Origin of the sequence: Nocardia sp. NPDC058114 (assembly GCF_042884695.1) — a bacterium.
GTDB lineage: Bacteria > Actinomycetota > Actinomycetes > Mycobacteriales > Mycobacteriaceae > Nocardia.
The window spans coordinates 510,782-530,048 of sequence record NZ_JBHVTK010000006.1 but is presented as its reverse complement, the minus strand read 5'-3'; the positions used below and the strand labels follow the sequence as shown (position 1 = coordinate 530,048).

Sequence of the window (19,267 nt, the reverse complement as noted above, 5' to 3'; positions counted from 1 at the left end):
ACTGGATGTTTCGCCGGACTCGCGCAGCGGCCAGGACCGGGTGCCGCTGTACTCGCCGGAATTCGCCGCCGACCCGCAGAGCACCTACCGCGAGATGCGGCACCGCTTCGGTTCGCTGGTACCGGTCGATCTGGTGCCCGGGGTCCCCGCCACCCTCGTGATCGGCTACCGCACCGCGGTACAGATTCTCAACGATCCCGACCATTTTCCGGCCGACCCGAAGATGTGGCAGCGCGACATCCCCGCCGACTGCCCTGTCCTGCCGATGATGCGCTACCGCCCCAACGCGATCCGCACCGCCGGCGCCGAGCACACGCGCCACCGGCAGGTCACCGTCGCGGGCCTGGCGGGTGTCGACCTGTACCAGCTGCATCGCACCGTCGAGCAGATCGCGATGCCGGTGATCAACTCCTTCTGCGCGGACGGCCGCGCGGATCTGTTGAGCCAGTATGCCTTTCCTGTCATCTTCGCCACCATCAACGCGATGCTCGGTGTGCCCGCCGATATCGGCGGGCACATCGCGACCGGCATGGCGCAGATGTTCGAGGGCGGCGACACCGCGGCCAGCGGTACGCAGATGATGGAGGACGCGCTCTACGACCTGGTGCGGCTCAAGCAGAGCGAACCCGGCGACGACGTGACGACCCGGTTGGTGCAGCATCCGCAGCGGCTCACCGACGAGGAGCTGATGAACCAGGTACTCACGATGTACGGCGCGGGGATCGAGCCGATGCTCAATCTGATTCTCAATACGGTGCGGCTGATGCTCACCGATCAGCGATTCGCGGGCAGCTTGCTCGGCGGTAGCCTGTCCACCCGCGACGCACTCGACGAGGTGCTCTACACCGACCCGCCGATGGCCAACTTCTGCACCACGTATCCGCGACAGCCGATCCTGGTCGACGATGTGTGGCTGCCCGCGCATCAGCCGGTCGTCATCAGCATGGCCGCGTGCAACAACGATCCCGCGATCGGGACCGGCGATTTCCTCGACAACCGCGCGCACCTGGCGTGGAGCACCGGCCCGCACGGCTGCCCGGCGAAGTCCCCCGCCTACCTGATCGCCCAGGAAGCCATCGACCAGCTCCTCGACGCGCTGCCCGAACTCGAGCTCGCGGTGCCGCCGGAGGAATTGGTCTGGCGGCCAGGGCCTTTCCACCGGGCGCTGGCGGGCCTGCCGGTGATGTTCCCGAGCACCGCACCGCTGGTGGTGCCCGGCAACTGAATCCCCTCGCTCGGCCGACCCGCACGGGTCGGCCGAGCGAGTTCGGCGCTACGCGCCGTGGATGTAGGCCGGCAGGTGGCGGTGGCCGTTGGAGATGAAGCTGGGCACAGTGCCCAGTTCGGTCACGGGAGCGGCCAGCTTCAGCTCGGTGAACCGCTCGAACAGCGCCGGCAGCGAGACCAGTGCCTCGAGGCGGGCCAGCGGCGCACCGAGGCAGTGGTGCGCGCCGTAGCCGAATGCCATGTGCGACTGCTTCTCGCGCGTGGGATCGAACTCGCCCGCGGTGTCGCCGTGCAGCTTCGGGTCACGCGCGGCCGCGGCGTAGCTCGCCAGAATCGGGTCACCCTTGGCGAACTGGATACCGTCGATGTCGATGTCCTCCACCGCGAAACGCAACGGCAGATGCGCGACCGGTGATTCGAATCGCAGCGTCTCCTCGACCAGATCGGGCCAGGTGATCGTGCCCTCACGCACGCCCTCGAGCACATCGGGCCGGGTGAGCAGAGCGGTGATGGCCTGATCGAGCAGATTCACGGTGGTCTCGTGACCCGCCGAGATCACCAGCAGCAGCGTGCCGACCAGCTCTTCCTCGGTGAGCTGGCCCTCGTCCTCGTCGCGCTGGACGATCAGCAGACTGGTGATGTCGTCGCCGGGCTGTTCTCGCCGCAACGCCACCAGTTCACCGAGGATCCGGTACATCTCCATGTAGTTGGCCTGCGACTGCTCCGGGGTGAGCGAGGTGTCGAAGATGCCGTCGATGCAGGTGCGCAGGCCGGGGTTCAGCGATTCCGGCACGCCCATCAGCTCCGAGATCACCTGGATCGGCAGCGGGTAGGCGAACTGCTCGCGCAGGTCCACGGTCTGACCGGCCGGGGTGGCTGCCAGCTCGTCGAGCAGTTCGGTGGTGATGCGCTCGACCTGTGCGCGCATGGCCTCGGTGCGCCGCGCGGTGAAGGCCGGCGCCACCAGCTTGCGCAGCCTGCGGTGATCGCTGCCGTAGGCGGTGAACATGTTCGGCGCCGAAACCCACAGGTACAGCGGCCAATCCGGGGGGATCTCACCGGCGACGAAGGCGGGCCAGTGCTGGCTCGCGTCCTTGGAGACCCGGGGATCGACGAGCAGTTTCTCCAGCAGCGCGGCGTCGGTGATCGACCATGCCTGCACCCCGCCCGGCAGCTCGACCCTGGTGGCGGGACCATGCGACCTGATCTCGAGGTTCTCACCCTGAATGTCTTGCCCAGTCGGGTCCATTACGACCCGATTCGTCACCGTTTCCATTGTGAAACCTCTCGATCACCCGGCGCCTCGCAGACCCCGTCTTCCGAGGTCGCAGCGAAACATCTTGCTGGACTAGCCCTTACGGGCCGTTAGCGATGCTACCGGCCGAACGTCTCTGTCGCAGTGAACACTTGGAATGGGGATCACACAGTGAGATCGAACTATCGGCGCTGCCGAAACGGATACCCACGGACCGGGCTTCCGGTGTCACTTGGGCACGAGAACACCCGTCAGATCGGCTTCCCGGATGGGGGTGTCCGGATCGGCCTGCGCGCCACACATCAGATCGATGGCGGCGACGGACACGGTGGCTACAGCATTCCTGCGCAGTGTCGTCATGGAGCGGCTTTACCCGATTCCGGCCGTCGCACGCAGCGGTGAACGTTCACGGATTGACCCGACCGTTTCAGTGCCAATCTTGTACTGTCGCAGCCAGATCAGATGCTATGTCGCTGGTGGTTCTCCCCTGGGTGGGCGCGCCACTGTCAAAGTTGCAGAGGAGCAAGGCTCATGGCCGACGTGCAGACCCCGATGATCAGGACCGATATCCCCCATTCAGCACGGATCTGGAACTACTGGATGGGCGGTAAAGACCACTACGAGATCGACAAGATCGCCGGCGACGCCGGGCTGGCGGTCGACCCCGACATCTCGACCATGGCCGTGCAGTCGCGGCAGTTCCTGATCAGGGCCGTCCGCTTCCTGGCGAAGGAACGCGGCATCAAGCAGTTCCTCGACATCGGCACCGGCCTGCCCACGATGCAGAACACCCATGAGGTCGCCCAGGGCGTCGCCCCGGACGCCAAGGTGGTCTACGTGGACAACGACCCACTGGTGCTCACCCACGCGCGCGCACTGCTCACCAGCACCACCGACGAAGGCGTCACCACCTACATCGACGCCGACTTCCACGACCCCGAACAGATCGTCGCCGACGCGCGCAATGTGCTGAACTTCAACGAGCCGATCGCGGTGATGTTCATGGGTGTTCTCGGTCACGCCAAAACCTACGACGACCTGCTGCGCATCGTGGGCACCGTGGTCGGCGCAGTGCCCTCGGGCAGCTACCTGATCTATTGGGACGGCACCGACGACAGCCAGGCCTACGTCACCCTGTGCGAGAACTACACCGGCACCGGCGGCACACCGTACGTCCCGCGCCCGCAGGCCCAGATCCGCGGCGTCTTCGACGGGCTGGAAGTAGTCGAACCGGGCGTCGTCTCGATCACCCAGTGGCGTCCGGAAACTGCCGAGGTGGGCCAGGTCCTCCCGATCTCGGCGTACGGCGCGGTCGCCCGCAAACCCTGACCCACGCCGCCGACCGCCACCCGCGACACGCCCCATCCGAGCCCTGCTCGCATGGGGCGCGGCCGCGTGGATCGCCCGCGGATTCGGAGGAAGCCTCAGGGACAAGATATGGTGATACAGGGAGTTACAGTTAGTTTTCTCCCACCGTCTCGACGTTCCGGAGAATTACATGGGCCCCCTGTCGGTTGCACTGCGCAACGTGGTCGCGCTCTTCAACGACGGCGTCGAGCCGTACGCGCCGACGCCGTCGGACATCGTCTACGACGAACCGCACCGCAGGCTGCTGCGCTACCGGCGCTCCACCCCCGCCACCGGCGATCCCGTGCTGCTCGTGCCGCCGTTGGCGGTGACGATCTCCTGCTACGACATGCGACCCAGCCAGAGCCTGGTGCGATTCCTGCTCGAGCTGGGACGTGAGGTCTATGTGCTCGACTACGGCGAGATCACCTACGCGGACCGCGATCTCGGCTTCGAGGAATGGGTCGACGACATCGTGCCCACCGCGATCGAGGCGGTCAGCGCGGACAACAGCCACTCCCCCGTCGACCTGATCGGCTGGTCCTTCGGCGGCACCATCAGCGTGCTCACCGCCGCCGGGCACGCCGACCTGCCGATCGGTTCGGTCACCGCGGTGGGAACCCCGTTCGATCAGCGCCGCAACGGTCAGATCTCGCTGGCCCGCAAATTCGGGCAGCTCACCGGCGGCCGCGAGGTCACCGTGCCGGTCCGCGTGGCAGGCGGCGTGCCGAAGTACGGGGTGCGGGCGGGTTTCCGCATCCAGTCGATCGACCGTGAACTCACCAAGCCCTGGTACATCGCCCGCAATATCGCCGACACCGAGGCACTGGCCCGCATGCAATCGGTGGACCGGTTCATGGACACCATGCCGGGCTACCCGGGCCGGTTCTATCGTCAGGCCTACCGGCAATTGATCATCCGCAACGAAATGTTCAAGGGCACAGTGCATCTGGGCCCGCATCGCGCGATCGATCTGACCGGACTCACCGCGCCGACGCAGCTGATCGGCGGCACCAAGGACGCACTGGCCTCGTCGGCGTCGGTCGCGGCAGGCATCGGGGTCCTCACCGGCGCGGCGCAGGTTCGGTTCACCGAGGTCCCGGGAAGCCATCTCGGCATCATCGCGGGCCCCACCGCCCGCGACACCACCTGGGCGACGATCGCAGACTTCCTCGACAGTGTGCGGTTGTCCACCCGCACACCTTCACCCACGCACTGACCCGACGGCCCCGGGGTCGATCGATCGCACCCCCGCGCACCCCCGCGCGCCGCTTACGCCGCGGGCATCACGCGCTGCGCATGGCGCGGTAGACCGCCGAGCCGACGAAGGCACCGAGGTCATCGGGATTCCACTCGTCGCGGTGGGCGAACAGGGTGCGGACCGCGCTTTCGGCGGCCGAGACCCATAGCTCCACCAGCGCGGGCAATTTACGTTCGGCGTCGTCGACTCCCCAGGCCAGCAGGGTGGGCCGGAGCAACGCCGTGCAGCGCTCGACTGCCAGCTGACGACCACGTCCGAAGGAACCGGCGACGGCGGGATCGGGGTTGCCGTAGATCAGGCGCCAGGCATCGGGGCGCTCGGCCGCCTTGTTGAGCAGGGTGCGGAAACCTTCGACGAACACCGTCTCGTCGGCGTTGGTCGCGCGCGGCGGCAACACGTCGAGCACACCCGAGATCAGAAAACTCTCCTCGCGCTGGATCAGCGCGTCGATCAGCTCGACCCGGTCGGGGAAGCAGGCGTAGATCACCGGGCGGGTGACCTTCATGTAGTCGGCGACCGCGCCCATCGTGACCGCGGCGATGCCGTCGTCGGCGGCGATGGCGAGCGCCGCGTCGAGCACCTGCGGTCTGCGCCGCTCGGGGCCGAGGTGCGCGGCCCGCCCTCGCCGCTGCAGTGCCGTCTCGCTACCCATGCGCCCACCATAGCAACCACCTCGGCATTCCTACACTGATGTACGAAAATGCTACAGTGGCGAATGAACCGTCCGACCGTGCTGGACGCCCGCAAGAGGAGCGACGATGCCCCAGGATTTCTTCAACCCGAACACCGCCGACTTCGCGCAGTTCGACCCGCAGACGCGCCGGCTGTTGCGCGCGACGGTCGACTGGTTCGAGAGCCGCGGCAAGACCCAGCTGCTCGACGACGACCGGTCCCGCGTCTGGCCGTCGGACTTCCTCGACTTCGCCAAGAAGGAGCGGCTGTTCGCCACCTTCCTCACCCCGGCGGCCGAGGCCGCCGGTGACCCGGACAAGCGCTGGGACACCGCGCGCAATGCCATGCTGAGCCAGATCTTCGGCTTCTACGGCATGACCTACTGGTACGTCTGGCAGGTCACCATCCTGGGCCTCGGCCCGATCTGGCAGAGCGACAACGCCGTGGCCAAGAAGAAGGCCGCTGCCCAGCTCGACTCCGGGGAGATCTTCGCGTTCGGCCTGTCGGAGAAGGAACACGGCGCCGACGTGTACTCCACCGACATGATCGTCGACCCGCAGCCCGACGGTGGTTACACCGCGACCGGCGGCAAGCACTACATCGGCAACGGCAACCTGGCCTCGATGGTCTCGGTGTTCGGGCGCCGTTCGGACAAGCCGATCATCGACAGCGCCGCGGCACTGCGGGGCAAGCCGACGCAGCAGGATTACGAGGGGTATCTCTTCTTCGTCGCCGATTCCCAGCACGACGCGTACAAGCTGAGGAAGAATGTCGTCAACAGCCAGATCTATGTCGCGGCGTTCGATCTCGAGAACTACCCCGTCGCCGAGGAGGACATCCTCCACCGTGGCGAGGACGCGTTCCACGCGGCGATGAACACGGTCAACGTGGGCAAGTTCAACCTCGGCTTCGGTGCGGTCGGCGCCTGTGAGCACTCCTTCTACGAGGCGATCAACCACGCCGAGAACCGGATCCTGTTCGGGCACAGGGTCACCGAGTTCCCCCAGGTGCGGGCGCTGATCACCGATTCCTACGCGCGCATCGCCGCGATGAAGCTCTACAGCGCACGCGCGGTGGACTACATGCGCTCGGCCTCACCCGATGACCGCCGCTACCTGCTGTTCAACGCCATCGAGAAGATGTCGGTAACCCGGCAGGGCCAGCGCGTGATCGAAGATCTCGCCGACGTGATCGCCGCGCGTGGGTTCGAGAACGACATGTACTTCCCGGTCGCGATGACGGCCATGTTCGGCCTGCCGCGACTGGAGGGCACCGTCCACGTGAACATGGCGTTGTCGCTGAAGTTCATGGCCAACTACATGTTCCACCCCGCCGACGCCGGTCTGGCCGCGATGCAGTCGCTGCCGGGCGCCTCGGTGGCACCCAAGGGAGCCACTCGTGCGGTCGCCGGCGCCCTGACGTGGTCGAGCCGCAAGATCACCCCGCGTCTGGGCGCGGTCGTGAAGCCGTTGCGTGCCGAATTCGCCAGCGCCGCTTACGCTCCGGTGCCCTCCCGGCACGACACCGCCGACGACGAGTTCCTGTTCCGGCAGGGCCCGAGCAGTGGCCTGGGCCGCATTCGCTTCGCGGACTGGCGCCCGGTGTTCGAGAGCTTCCGCGACGTTGCGAATGTGGCGGTGTTCCTCGAGCAGGTTCTCGCGCTGCAGGCGCTGCTCGCGGTCGCCGCCCCGACCTCGTCGCAGCAGAAGGACGTGGACTTCCTGTTCGCGTTCGGTGAGCTGTTCACCGCGGTGCCCTACGCGCAGCTGGTGCTGGAGCAGGCGCGCATCGACGACACCGACCGGGCAGTGATCGACCAGATCTTCGACGGTTTCGTGCGGACCTTCTCCGCGAACGCGCTCAACCTGCACAACAAGCCGACCGCCACCCCCACCCAGCAGCGCCGGGCCCTCGACCTGGTTCGCCGGCCTGCCTTCGACGAATCCCGTTTCGAACGGGTGCTCGGCAGGGCGCGCGCGCTGGCCGGGACCTACGAGATGAAGGCCTGATCCAGCAACGGCGGTTGCCTCCGCGCATCGCGCGGAGGCAACCGCGGTCAGTCGGGCGGCGGCGCGTTCTCGGTGATGGTGGCCAGAGTCGCCGCCACCGACATATCGGGCTTGATGACGACGCCCTTCTCGCGGAGAAAGCCGTCGAACAACTGCACGACCGCATTGGTCGTCCGATCGACGAACAGTGCGGTCGGGTCCGGCAGCGGGACGGGATCGGTGTCGAGCCACAGGTCGGTGACGGCCATGACGAATCCGACGATGCCGCGCAGCAGATGATCGATACCGTCGGTATCGAGCGCGACCGAGGACAGCACACTGCGGCTGCGCTCGGCCAGATCGTGCGACAGGCGCCGACCGATGTCCAACGGGCGAGCGTCCGGGTCGGCGCCCGAGACGCTCTGGGTGAGGACGAGGAACCGGAACACGTCGGGATGTTCGGCGATGACCCCGGCGTAGGCGGTGAGGAACCGATGGATCGTGACCCTGGGCGGCTGCATGATGAGCGAGAGATCCGGCGCGACGGCCGCGTAGATCTGCGCGACGAGCCAGTCCGAGACCGCGCCGTCGAGCTCGGATTTGTCGGCGAACATGCGGTACAGACGCGGTTTGGCGACGCCCATCTCGCGAGCCAGCGCCTCCATGCTCAGCTGGGGTCCGTCGCGGTCGATGCACCGCACCGCGCCCGCGATGACCTGTTCGCGGGTGAGCAACCGTACGGGCGACCGGCGAGCCGGCCTAGACGATGTAGTCACTGTTCTCCCTGATCCGCCCTTCGCGTACGGCCAGGATAGCGGCGCCCGGCGAGGCACAGGCCGCCGTATCGCGGGCGGACGCCGAGGGGGTGTTGACAGCGGCCCTTCCGATCCTCAAGATATTCCCGGTACTACGCGTACCAGAAAATGGTACCGGCGGTACTATTGATTGCGCACGGAGCAACGAAGCCCCGTGCCGGAAGGAGTCTCGTATGACGCGCGAAACCGGAAACCACACTCCCGGGGCAGCGTCATCCAGAACGCATCTGGTGCGCAACGGCGACATTTCACTCGCTGTCTACGAATTCGGCCCACAAGACGGCATTCCGGTGGTTCTCGTCCACGGTTGGCCCGATACCCATCACCTCTGGGACGGCGTCGTTCCGCTGCTGTCGGACAAATACCGCGTGATCTCCTACGACACCCGCGGGTACGGGCAATCCAGCGCGCCGACCCAGGTGTCGGCCTACGAGCTGAACCGGCTCGCGACCGACTTCTTCGCCGTGGTGGAGGCCGTCAGCCCCACCGAACCCGTGCACGTCGTGGCCCATGACTGGGGCTCGGTCCAGGTCTGGGAAGCGGTGTGCGAACCGGGCGCGGACCAGTACGTCGCGTCGTTCACCTCGATCTCGGGCCCCAACCTCGACCACCTGGCCACCTGGATGCGCCGTGGTGTGCTGTCGGGAACCCCGCGTGGGATCTGGGGCGCGCTCAGCCAGTGCCTGTCCTCGGCCTACACCACCTTCTTCATGCTGCCGATCCTGCCGGACCTGTTCTTCCGGCTCGTGGGCACCGAGAAGGTCTGGAAGTTGTTCCTTCGCGCGGTCGAGGGCACCTCCGCGGAGCAGATCTCGCTGGCGCCGACCCTGAAACAGGACATGATCTCGGGGCTGCGCTTCTACCGGGCCAACATCCTGGCCCGCATGTTCGGGCCACGGGAACGACGCACCACCGTGCCGGTGCAGTTGCTGGTCAACACCCGTGACATCGCCGTGCGCCCCGCGGGCTACGACGACACCGCGAAGTGGGCCGATCAGGTCGTGCGCCACGACCTGTCGCGCGGGCACTGGCTGCCCTACTCCGACCCCGCCGCGATCGCCGGCTACGCCGACGCGTTCATCCAGGCTCAGCCCAAGTAACGACGAATGAGAGAAAAGCACATGCTCGACTTCGACATCGTCATTACCGACGGTCTCTGGTTCGACGGCACCGGCGCCCCCGCCGCCCGGCGCAATATCGGCATCCGTGACGGCATCGTCGAGGCCGTCTCCGCGACCGCGCTACCGATCGGCACCGACACCGAGGTGATCGAGGCCGCGGGTAAGTGGGTGCTGCCCGGCTTCGTCGACGTGCACACCCACTACGACGCCGAGATGCTGCTCAAGCCCGAACTGTCGGAGTCGCTGCGCCACGGCGTCACCACGGTCGTCGTCGGCAACTGCTCGCTCTCGACCGTCCTGGCCTCCAACGCCGACTGCGCCGACCTGTTCAGCCGCGTCGAAGCCGTGCCGCGCGACGCTGTTCAGGGCGCCCTCGACAAGCACCGCACCTGGTCGGACCCGGCCGAGTACGCGAAGGCACTCGATTCGCTGCCCCTCGGCCCCAATGTGGCGGCGTTCCTCGGTCACTCCGATCTGCGCACGCACGTGCTCGGGCTCGGGCGAGCGGTCACCCGCGACACCAAGCCCACCGCCGCCGAAATCGAGCAGATGACCAGCCTGCTCGACGCGGCGGTCGACGCCGGCTTCCTCGGTTTGTCGTCGATGACGAACAAGCTCGACAAGATCGATGGCGAGGAATACCGGTCGCGGTCGCTGCCGTCTACTTACACCCGCGGCAAAGAGGTGCGCGCGCTCAACAAGGTGCTGCGTCGGCGCGATCGGGTGCTGCAGAGCGCCCCTACGGTCGGCTTCAACCCCAACATCGCCAAGTTCTTCGTCGGCAGCGCCGGCATCGGCCGGCCCAAGCTGCGCACCTCGCTGCTCTCGGCCGCTGATTCCAAGGCCTACCCGCCGCTGGTGTGGTTCATGCTCTACGCCGCGCCGCTGCTGAATCGCTTCGCGCGCACCGACTTCCGCTGGCAGCACCTGCCCGTGCCGTTCACCGTCTACGCCGACGGCATCGACCTGGTGGTGTTCGAGGAGTTCGGCGCCGGTGCCGCGGCCCTGCATCTGAAAGACCAGGTCGAACGCAACGAGCTGCTCCAGAGCGAGCCCTACCGTCGCTGGTTCCGCAAGCAGTACGACAACAAGTTCACCCCGCGCATCTGGCACCGCAACTTCTTCGATGCCGAGATCATCGCCTGCCCTGACGAATCGGTGGTCGGCAAGTCGATCGGGCAGGTCGGCAAGGACCGCGGGCTGCACCCGGTCGACGCCTACCTCGACATGGTGGTCGAGTACGGTCCCGCGCTGCGCTGGCGCACCACGATCGCCAACGATCGCCCCGAGTACCTGAACAAGCTCGCCGCCAGCCCCGGCGTGCAGATGGGCTTCGGCGACGCGGGCGCGCACCTGCGCAACATGTCATTCTACAACTTCCCGCTGCGGTTGCTCGAAAGGGTGCTGCGGGCGCAGGAAGCCGGCAAGCCGTTCCTGAGCGTGGAACGTGCCGTCCACCGCCTCACCGGCGAGCTCGCCGACTGGTATCAGATCGACGCCGGTCACCTACGCGAAGGCGGTCGAGCCGACCTGGTGGTCATCGATCCGGCCGGGCTCGACGAGCAGGTACATCAGCTCCACGAAGCTCCGCTGCCCGAATTCGGGCTGGACCGGATGGTCAACCGCAACGACCGCGCCGTCGTGGCCACCGTCGTCAACGGCCGCCGGGTTTTCGGCGCGGGCGAAGTAGCGCCCGGCATCGGCGCGGACTGGGGAACCGGGCGGTTCCTGCGCGCCGGCCACGACAACTCCGCTCCCCTCGCACAGGAGACCCGATGAAACTCCCGTTCCGTCGCACGGCCAGGACCGTGCGCGCACCTGATGTGGCGCTGCAGGCACGCAATGTGAAGTTCGACTGGACCTCGGCGCCCCTGCACTGGATGCCGTCCGAGCCCATCGCCTCGCACGTGGTGAACTCGCTGAATCTGCTGCTGCCCGAGGGCGAGCGGATGTTCTGCGCCACCTACCGCGACGCGCTGCCCTACGTGCGCGATGCCAAGGTGCGCGAGGCCATGCTCGGATTCATCGGTCAGGAGTCGATGCACGCCGAAACCCATGCCAAGGTCCTCGACCAGGTGTTCACGGCCCACCACATCGACACCGCGCCCTACACCCGCCAGATGGAGTACGTGTTCCGGAACTCCCTCGGCGCGCGCGAGGGCAGCCCGCAACAGGCGCAGACCCGGCTGGTCGAGCGGTTGGCGTTCATTGCCAGCCTCGAGCATTTCTTCGCCTGGCTCGGCGACTGGATTCTCAACGCCGACCTGGAAAAACACGGCGCCGAACCGCGTGTGCTCGACCTGTTCCGCTGGCACGGCGCGGAGGAGGTCGAACACCGCAGTGTCGCCCACGATGTCGCGATCTACTTCGGCGCGGGCTACCTGCGCCGTGCGGCGATGATGCTGATCGTCATCCCGATCCTGCTCAGTCTGCTCGTGCGCGGCACCAAGTTCCTGGTCAATCAGGATCCCGAACTACCGAAGATGGGCTACCCCACGCTGATCTGGAAGATCCTCGGGGCGATGTGGCGCGGTGCGCTGCCGGGTATTCCGGCGCTGCTGATCAGCGCCGGGTCCACCTTCGATCCGCGCTACGACCCAGCGAACGTCGGCTCCACCGAACAGGCGATCGCCTACCTCGCCAAGTCCCCGGCGGCCAGGGCGGCGGCACAGTGACCGTGTATCCCGCGCCCGAGGCGATCCCGCCGGACCTGTACGGCAAGCACGATCACGATCCGACCACCAAGGTGATCGACACCGTGGCCAACCTGCGAGTTCGCTGGTCGACGTTGATCAATCGCCGACCGATCCTCACCAGGGCCGACGACGCCCGCTTCCCGGTGGTCGTCACCGACCGGGTGCTGGTGGCACAGGACCAGGCCGTCGTCGATCTGGGCCTGCGCGCCCCCGACGGTGCTGCGCTGCCCCGGTGGGCACCGGGCGCGCACATCGACATCGAACTCCCGTCCGGGCGTCTGCGGCAGTACTCGCTGTGCGGCGACCCGGCCGAAACCGGCGAGTACCGCATCGCGGTGCGCCGCATTCCGCAGGGCGGTGGCGGGTCGATCGAGGTCCACGACGAGCTGCCGGTCGGTACCGAGGTCGTGGTCCGCGGACCGCGCAACGCGTTCCCCTTCGCGCCGCCCGGGCGTGGTTCTTCGGCGAAACGCCTGCACTTCGTGGCGGGTGGTATCGGCATCACCCCGATCCTGGCGATGGCGCGCGCCGCCGACCGGCTCGGCATCGACTGGACGCTGGTCTATTGCGGGCGAAGCCGCGACACCCTGCCGTTCCTCGACCAGCTCGCCGAACTCTCCGGACACGTCGTGGTGCGAACCGACGACGACCACGGAACACCTGGTGCCACAGACCTTCTCGACGGTGTCGATCACGACACGGCGATCTACTGCTGTGGGCCCACCCCGATGACGGCCGCCCTCGTCGCCGCGGTGCGCACGATGGCGGGCATCGAGTTCCACTCCGAAAGGTTCTCTCCCGCACCGGTCGTCGACGGCACCGCGTTCGAAGTGGAGTTGGCGAGCACCGGTGAGGTCGTGCCCGTCGCCGCCGACCAGACCATGCTCGACGCACTGCTCGCGGTCCGCCCCGATCAGCCCTACTCGTGTCGCCAGGGCTTCTGCCGCACCTGCGTCGTCCACGTCACCGACGGCTCCCCCGACCACCGCGACGGCGCGCTGACCCCCGAGGAACACGCCGCGGGCGTCACCCTGGCCTGCGTCTCGCGCTGCGCGGGAAAACGCCTGGTCCTCGACCTCTGAGCCCGAGTGGCCCGGCGCGCCGGACTCCGCCCGTGTCCGTGAATCGACACTGAAGAACACCACTGTACGCGTAGTGTGCGACGTGCAATTCTGTTCGCACACAAGGAGTTTCCGTGGCGTCCTCTCTGACGAAACGCCTGGCCGCGCTCTTCGGCGCGTCCTGCGCAGCCCTACTACTCGCGGTGCCGGCGGCCGCGCCCGGTTCCGCCGACAACGCGGTTCTCGAAAGCCCGGCCACCGGATGTTCGACGACGCCGGTCCCCGACAATGTCGCGTTCGACGGCCGGTATTACCGCGTCCACGTACCCGCGGGGGTATCCGCCGGTGCGCCGCTGGTTGTCGCCATCCACGGTGGCTACGACCGACCCGAAGGAATCGAGGCGGTGTCGGGCTGGAACGCCCTGGCCGATCAGCACAAGTTCATCGTCGTCTACCCGCGTGGCATCAAGACCGAGAACAAGCCGGACGGCACGCCCGGTTGGGGCTGGAACGCCGACGCGGCCGACGCGACCCATATCAAGAAGGTCGTGACCGAGGTCAGCACGAAATACTGTGTGGCGCCGAACCGCATCCATCTGACCGGTCATTCCAACGGTGGTCAGATGGCCTCGCGCGCGGCCTGCACCGCGCCCGAGGTCTTCGCGTCCGGCGCGGTGTACGCACCGGCGCCACCACCGACCGGATGCGATCCCGCGCGCGCGGTCTCGTGGGGCGTGTTCGCCTCGGCCAACGACACCACCGTCATCGAACCCATCGCCTACAGCCACGTCATGTACTGGAGCTGGGAAAACCGTCCGTGCCAGAACGAGCAGCCCGACGGCGGCACCGACGTCAAGGACTCGCGGCACTGGGATTGCGAATCCGGCACCGAAGTGCTGTGGCGGGTCTACAACGGCGGCAGCCATTCCTGGCCGACAGGCACGCGGCGCACCGAGATGCTGGACCGGATGTGGCAGTTGTTCCAGGCCAACCCACGCCCGTAGCGACCGCGACGGAGGGGCAGGCCGTGGCGGCTCAGCCGGCCAGCCCCTCCGGATCGACCAGCAAGCGCTTGAGCACCTTGCCGGTCTCACCGCGTGGCAGCGCGTTGAGGAAGGTGACGTCGCGCGGAACAGAGAAGCGGCTGAGGCGGTTTCGAACGTAGGTGCGCACCATGTCAGGGTCGAGCCCGGAGCCTTCGTGCTTGACGAGGAACGCGGCCAGACGCTGCCCGAATTCGCGATCGGGCACGCCGACCACCGCGACATCGGTGACCTGCGGCAGGTGCGCCAGCGCCTCCTCCACCGGGCGCGGGAAGACGTTCTCACCGCCCGAGATGATCATCTCGTCGTCGCGGCCCGCCACGAACAGCCTGCCCTCGGCATCGAGGTAGCCGAGGTCACCGGTGTCCATCATGCCGTCGGATTCCTCGGGCGGGGAATCGCTGACATAACCGTCGAACAGCATGTGATTGCCGACGAAGATCCGCCCCACCACGCCGACCGGCACCGCCTTGTGCTCGGCGTCGAGGATGGCGATCTTGGTGCCCAGCGGCGGGCGTCCGGCCGTCGTCGGTGCGGCGCGCAGGTCGTCGGGCCCGGCCACGCTGGCCCAGGAGACCTCCGTGGACCCGTAGAGGTTGTAGAGGACGTCGCCGTAGTCGTCGAGGAACCGGTCGACGGTGACCGCCGCGAGCGGCGCGCCACAGCTGATCACATGCCGCAGGCTGCTCAGGTCGTACCGCTGTCGCACCTGCTCGGGCAGATCGACGAGGCGTTGCACCATCGTGGGCACCGCGATGAGCGTGTGCACCCCGTGTTCGGCGACGCGGCGCAGGCATTCCTCGGCGTCGAAGCCCTGGGTCAGCACCACTGTGGCTCGCACCGCGGTGCTCAATTGCAGCGCGGAGAGCCCCCAGGTATGGAACAGCGGCGCCGGGATCATCATGGTGCTGCCGGCGTGGATCGGAATCAGCGACAGCAGCGCGACCAACGTGTCGAAACCCTTCGGGTGCGGGCGCCGCGCTCCCTTCGGGGTGCCGCTGGTGCCCGAGGTGAGCACGATCTGACGTCCGGGCACCGTCGGGACGGGGAACTTCGTGTGGCGGACCGCGATGAGGTCTTCGATCGTGATCCGGGTCGGGTCGGCGGGCGCGTCGTCGGTGAAGAAGCGCGGCAGATCGGTGTGCAGGTACTGCACCAGATGCGCCAGATCGGTGTCGACGAACAACGCCGACAGCCGGTGCCGCTGCACGATGTCCTCGATCCGCCGCCCCGACAGTCCCGAGTTCAGCAGCGCGACGTCGACCCCGAGCTTGCCCGCCGCGACCATCGATTCGACCATGCCGCAATGATTTCCGGCCAGTAGTCCCACCGCGTCGCCCGCACGCAGCCCGACCTCGTACATCGCACCCGCCAACGCGGTGGTCCGCTTGTCGGTTTCGGCGAAGGTGGCGGTGCTGGTGTCGTCGACGAGCGCGACCTGGTCCGGGCTGTGCGCGGCGCCTGCGGCGTAGCCGCCCGCCAGATTGAATCCCCACCGGTACAGCGAGCGCAGCTGCCTGGCCGAGGTCAGCGGCGGCGACACCTGACCCGACTGCACCCACCAGCGCACGATTTCGGACTTGCGCCGGATCGGTGCCCGGTTGCCATTGGCCACCACCGAGGTCCGTGCGCCACCCACGACATCGGCCGCGCGCCGCAGCCCGTCCTTGACCCACCCGATGATCACCGAGTTCGTCACCCCCGCGAGCGTCGGGTGCAGCCGCGGCGCCGCGAAGACGGTCACGCTCACCCGGGTGCGCTGCTCGTCGCCGGTGAGCCGGACCAGGGCGAAACTGCCCGATTCGGGGTTGTGCAGTTCGAAACTCTCGTACCAGCGACCGATGGTCAGTGCCAGCCCCGTTCGCCGCACGCCCGCGGCCCGGTCCCCGATTCTGACCTCCCACACGGTGCTCCCGTCCGGCTGGAGCAGCCGATCGCACCCCCCGATCCCGGCCCACAGCCGCGGATAACTCTGCGGTTCGAGCAACACATCCCACAGAGCCCGGCGTGGGATGGAGAACTCCACGGACACATCGACGACATCACTGGGCATTGCTGCGCGCTTTCCTCAGCCCGGCCACATTGCCGGGTAGTGCCTGCTCGCCTCGGCCCCCGTGCCGTGACGGTGCCCGTCGTCAGGCACTGCACCAGAAGTCATCATCAGCCTGCCTGCCCGTGGGCAAACGAAACATCTACGGATTCTGGTCACCGAACGAACCGGATCACCCAGCAGCTGTGAGAGGTGCCAACGTGATGCCGCACGCACTGGTCGAGGTGTTCGCGGGAAGGACGGCACAATGGAGGACGATGAAACAGTGGCAGCGCGACCCCAGCTCCGATGACGGCCCGCTCGGCGACGGAGGCCACGTCGGCATCGATGACCTGCGGATCCTCAGGGAGCAGTTCGTCGACTTCATGCTCGGCTACAAGTTCGCGATCGACGAGGTGACGACCAAGATCAACATCTTGCGGGAGGACTTCAACAACACCCACGAGTACAACCCGATCGAGCATGTGGGGTCGCGGCTCAAGTCGCCCGAGAGTGTTCTCGAGAAGGTCCGTCGCAAGAACTACGCGATGAATCTGGCGGCGATCCGCGAGAACGTGCTCGATATCGCCGGGGTCAGGGTGGTGTGCAGCTTCATCTCCGATATCGGCACGATCCGGGACATGCTGGCCGGTCAGGAAGACATCACGGTCCTCGAGGAGCGCGACTACATCACCCACCGCAAGCCGAACGGCTACCAGAGCATGCACCTGATCGTGTCGATCCCGGTGTTCCGCTCCGACCGCACCGAGCTGATTCCGGTCGAGATCCAGATCCGCACGATCGCGATGGACTTCTGGGCCAGCCTCGAGCACAAGATCTACTACAAGTACCGCGGCGAGGTCCCGCCGAACCTGCGCACCGACCTGGCCCAGGCCGCCGAGGTCGCCACCCAGCTCGACGAGAAGATGGAAGCGCTCCACCGCCAGGTCGACCGCAGCGCACCCCCGAAGACGAAGCCGACCACGGACTCCCTCGACCTCAGCGTGCTGTACAACAGCCTCACCGGTGGCCACCCCGTCTACCTGCGCCCCACCGATCCGCCGACCTGACGCCACCGGCTTCGATATCGACCTCACAACCACTGCGCCGCGCCGCATTTCTGGCGTCCATGCCCTGGCGATTCCGCTACTGTCCGAGCAGATCCTCGAACACGGCGCGAAAGGAACCCGGTGGTGCTCTCCCGTCGACAGCTGATCGCCGCGGCCGCGGCCGGTGGTACAGCGGCCGCGCTGGGTGTGCCCGTGAGCCGCGCCGAGGAGCCGGTGCTCGGCACGAGCGAGTTCCAGTCGCTGGCCGCGCGCGGCTACAACCGGCGCTTCGTGGCTCGCCCCGCGAAGATCTTCGTGCCTTCCAGCGCCGAGGAGGTTCGTCGCGCGGTGGCCGGGGCGGTGGCCGAGGGCTCGCCGATCGCGGCGCGCTCGGGCGGACATTGCTTCGATGATTTCGTCGACAACGACCGGACCCGTTCGATCATCGACCTCGGCCGACTGAACGCGGTGTTCTGGGACGAGCGGCACCGCGCGTTCTCCGTCGACGCCGGCGCCGACATCGGCACCGTCTACAACGCCCTGCACCGCTGGGGCGTCACCGTGCCGGGTGGGATCTGTCTCGGCGTCGGGATGGGCGGTCACGTCTGCGGTGGTGGCTATGGCCCGCTGTCGCGGCGCTTCGGACTCGTGGCCGATCACCTGGCCGGGGTGGAAGTCGTTACCGTCGATACCGACGGCACGGCGAACATCGTGGTCGCGACCGGCGATGGCCCAGACCGCGATCTGTGGTGGGCGCATACCGGTGGCGGCGGCGGCAATTTCGGTGTGGTGACCCGGTATCTGCTCCGGTCGCCCGAATCAGACGGCGCGGACCCGGCACACGCGCTACCGAAGCCGCCGGGCAGCATGCTCAACGCGCGACTGATCCTGCCGATCACGACCGAGGATTCGTTCGTCCGGTTACTCACCAACTATCTCGGGTTCTTCGAACGCCACAGCGCCCCCGGCAATGACTTCGCCGGTCTCTACGCGCCGCTGATGATCCGGACGACCGGCACCGGCGCGGCCGAGATGCTGATCCTGCTCGATGCCGGAACACCGCACGCGCGAACCCGTTTCGACGAATTCGTCGCCACGGTGAGCGACGGCGTGTTCCCGCCGCCCATTCTCACCCCGCTCGCCCAGCTGTCCTACGCCGACACTGTGAACCAGGTGTATTACGCGAAGGGCGTGAACACCACGCGCGTCAAGGTCAAAGCCGCCTATCTGCGCACGGCGTACTCCCCCGATCAACTCCGAATCTTCTACCGCTCCATCACCGATCTCCGTTTCCTCGGTGAGTCCCAGCTCGAATTCCTGCCGTTCGGCGGCGCGATCAATGCCGTCGCCGGCGACGCGACGGCGATGCCCGCCCGGGATTCGTTCATGAAGATGCTGATCCACGCATCGTGGCGGCTGCCGTCGGATGACGACCGGTATGTGCGCTGGGCGCGCCAGATGTATCGCGACGTCCACGCCGAAACCGGTGGTGTTCCGGTGCCGAACAAGGCCTACGGCGGCAGTTACATCAACTACCCGGACCCGGATCTGGCCGATGCCGAATGGAACACCTCCGGCCTGCCGTGGCACGCCTTCTATTACGGCGACAACTATCGGCGACTGCTCCGAGTCAAGGCGGCCGCGGATCCGGGAAACATTTTCCGGCACCGACTGTCGATCGGTCGACCGGACTGGTGACGGTG

The 19,267-nt window shown here is 67.2% G+C and carries 16 protein-coding genes; 11 read left to right on the top strand and 5 right to left on the bottom strand.

Features of this window, described 5'->3' with window-relative positions; all coding sequences use genetic code 11:
* Position 1 precedes the first annotated feature (1 nt).
* Positions 2-1,225: a cytochrome P450 gene (locus ACFVVI_RS24320; protein ID WP_387447030.1), complete on the top strand. Its 1,224-nt coding sequence runs from the start codon at positions 2-4 to the stop codon at positions 1,223-1,225.
* Positions 1,226-1,273: 48 nt separating this feature from the next.
* Here the strand turns inward: ACFVVI_RS24320 and ACFVVI_RS24315 are convergent, their stop codons facing one another.
* Both ACFVVI_RS24315 and ACFVVI_RS24310 read right to left on the bottom strand, forming a co-directional pair.
* The gene (locus tag ACFVVI_RS24315) at positions 1,274-2,503 is read right to left on the bottom strand and encodes a cytochrome P450 (RefSeq protein WP_387446998.1); all 1,230 of its coding nucleotides are present in this window, start codon (positions 2,501-2,503) and stop codon (positions 1,274-1,276) included.
* Between the two features lie 207 nt (positions 2,504-2,710).
* Positions 2,711-2,842, bottom strand: a complete 132-nt coding sequence (locus ACFVVI_RS24310; RefSeq protein ID WP_378989802.1) for a hypothetical protein — start codon at positions 2,840-2,842, stop codon at positions 2,711-2,713.
* A gap of 171 nt (positions 2,843-3,013) precedes the next feature.
* On the opposite strand from ACFVVI_RS24310, the gene ACFVVI_RS24305 reads away from it, so the two are divergent.
* Positions 3,014-3,811: an SAM-dependent methyltransferase gene (locus ACFVVI_RS24305; protein ID WP_378989801.1), complete on the top strand. Its 798-nt coding sequence runs from the start codon at positions 3,014-3,016 to the stop codon at positions 3,809-3,811.
* 169 nt (positions 3,812-3,980) lie between these two features.
* Complete coding sequence (locus tag ACFVVI_RS24300; protein WP_387446997.1) at positions 3,981-5,048, top strand: alpha/beta fold hydrolase; 1,068 nt, start codon at positions 3,981-3,983, stop codon at positions 5,046-5,048.
* Between the two features lie 67 nt (positions 5,049-5,115).
* Here the strand turns inward: ACFVVI_RS24300 and ACFVVI_RS24295 are convergent, their stop codons facing one another.
* Entirely contained in the window at positions 5,116-5,742 is a 627-nt protein-coding gene (locus ACFVVI_RS24295; protein ID WP_378989799.1) for a TetR family transcriptional regulator, read from the bottom strand.
* Between the two features lie 106 nt (positions 5,743-5,848).
* On the opposite strand from ACFVVI_RS24295, the gene ACFVVI_RS24290 reads away from it, so the two are divergent.
* Positions 5,849-7,771: an acyl-CoA dehydrogenase family protein gene (locus ACFVVI_RS24290; protein WP_387446995.1), complete on the top strand. Its 1,923-nt coding sequence runs from the start codon at positions 5,849-5,851 to the stop codon at positions 7,769-7,771.
* Between the two features lie 47 nt (positions 7,772-7,818).
* Here ACFVVI_RS24290 and ACFVVI_RS24285 read toward each other — a convergent pair whose 3' ends face one another.
* On the bottom strand, positions 7,819-8,526 hold the full coding sequence (locus ACFVVI_RS24285; protein ID WP_378989796.1) for a TetR/AcrR family transcriptional regulator: 708 nt from the start codon (positions 8,524-8,526) through the stop codon (positions 7,819-7,821).
* A 212-nt stretch (positions 8,527-8,738) separates the two neighbouring features.
* Between ACFVVI_RS24285 and ACFVVI_RS24280 the strand changes: the two genes are divergently transcribed.
* The 5 genes from ACFVVI_RS24280 (at position 8,739) to ACFVVI_RS24260 (ending at position 14,447) form a co-directional block, all read left to right on the top strand.
* Complete coding sequence (locus ACFVVI_RS24280) at positions 8,739-9,665, top strand: alpha/beta fold hydrolase (protein ID WP_387446993.1); 927 nt, start codon at positions 8,739-8,741, stop codon at positions 9,663-9,665.
* Positions 9,666-9,686: 21 nt separating this feature from the next.
* Positions 9,687-11,465 (top strand): amidohydrolase family protein, encoded by a 1,779-nt coding sequence (locus ACFVVI_RS24275; protein WP_387447029.1) that lies wholly within the window; start codon positions 9,687-9,689, stop codon positions 11,463-11,465.
* A complete protein-coding gene (locus ACFVVI_RS24270) occupies positions 11,462-12,361 on the top strand; it encodes a metal-dependent hydrolase (RefSeq protein ID WP_378989793.1) in 900 nt (299 codons plus the stop codon). Before ACFVVI_RS24275 ends, ACFVVI_RS24270 begins: the two co-directional genes overlap by 4 nt.
* The gene (locus ACFVVI_RS24265) at positions 12,358-13,464 is read left to right on the top strand and encodes a PDR/VanB family oxidoreductase (protein WP_387446991.1); all 1,107 of its coding nucleotides are present in this window, start codon (positions 12,358-12,360) and stop codon (positions 13,462-13,464) included. Before ACFVVI_RS24270 ends, ACFVVI_RS24265 begins: the two co-directional genes overlap by 4 nt.
* Positions 13,465-13,577: 113 nt before the next feature.
* Positions 13,578-14,447 (top strand): alpha/beta hydrolase family esterase, encoded by an 870-nt coding sequence (locus ACFVVI_RS24260; protein ID WP_387446990.1) that lies wholly within the window; start codon positions 13,578-13,580, stop codon positions 14,445-14,447.
* A gap of 31 nt (positions 14,448-14,478) precedes the next feature.
* On the opposite strand, the gene ACFVVI_RS24255 is transcribed toward ACFVVI_RS24260, so the two are convergent.
* Complete coding sequence (locus tag ACFVVI_RS24255; RefSeq protein WP_387446989.1) at positions 14,479-16,539, bottom strand: AMP-binding protein; 2,061 nt, start codon at positions 16,537-16,539, stop codon at positions 14,479-14,481.
* Between the two features lie 254 nt (positions 16,540-16,793).
* Between ACFVVI_RS24255 and ACFVVI_RS24250 the strand changes: the two genes are divergently transcribed.
* Entirely contained in the window at positions 16,794-17,585 is a 792-nt protein-coding gene (locus ACFVVI_RS24250) for a GTP pyrophosphokinase family protein (protein ID WP_379312973.1), read from the top strand.
* Positions 17,586-17,708: 123 nt separating this feature from the next.
* A complete protein-coding gene (locus tag ACFVVI_RS24245; RefSeq protein ID WP_387446988.1) occupies positions 17,709-19,262 on the top strand; it encodes an FAD-binding oxidoreductase in 1,554 nt (517 codons plus the stop codon).
* The last annotated feature ends 5 nt before the right edge of the window (positions 19,263-19,267 follow it).

Coding starts and splice junctions, on each gene's coding strand:
- ACFVVI_RS24250 (WP_379312973.1), top strand. CDS start 16,794: ATGAAACAGTGGCAGCGCGACCCCAGCTCCGATGACGGCCCGCTCGGC.
- ACFVVI_RS24270 (WP_378989793.1), top strand. CDS start 11,462: ATGAAACTCCCGTTCCGTCGCACGGCCAGGACCGTGCGCGCACCTGAT.
- ACFVVI_RS24310 (WP_378989802.1), bottom strand. CDS start 2,842: ATGACGACACTGCGCAGGAATGCTGTAGCCACCGTGTCCGTCGCCGCC.
- ACFVVI_RS24255 (WP_387446989.1), bottom strand. CDS start 16,539: ATGCCCAGTGATGTCGTCGATGTGTCCGTGGAGTTCTCCATCCCACGC.
- ACFVVI_RS24275 (WP_387447029.1), top strand. CDS start 9,687: ATGCTCGACTTCGACATCGTCATTACCGACGGTCTCTGGTTCGACGGC.
- ACFVVI_RS24280 (WP_387446993.1), top strand. CDS start 8,739: ATGACGCGCGAAACCGGAAACCACACTCCCGGGGCAGCGTCATCCAGA.
- ACFVVI_RS24315 (WP_387446998.1), bottom strand. CDS start 2,503: ATGGAAACGGTGACGAATCGGGTCGTAATGGACCCGACTGGGCAAGAC.
- ACFVVI_RS24305 (WP_378989801.1), top strand. CDS start 3,014: ATGGCCGACGTGCAGACCCCGATGATCAGGACCGATATCCCCCATTCA.
- ACFVVI_RS24290 (WP_387446995.1), top strand. CDS start 5,849: ATGCCCCAGGATTTCTTCAACCCGAACACCGCCGACTTCGCGCAGTTC.
- ACFVVI_RS24295 (WP_378989799.1), bottom strand. CDS start 5,742: ATGGGTAGCGAGACGGCACTGCAGCGGCGAGGGCGGGCCGCGCACCTC.
- ACFVVI_RS24300 (WP_387446997.1), top strand. CDS start 3,981: ATGGGCCCCCTGTCGGTTGCACTGCGCAACGTGGTCGCGCTCTTCAAC.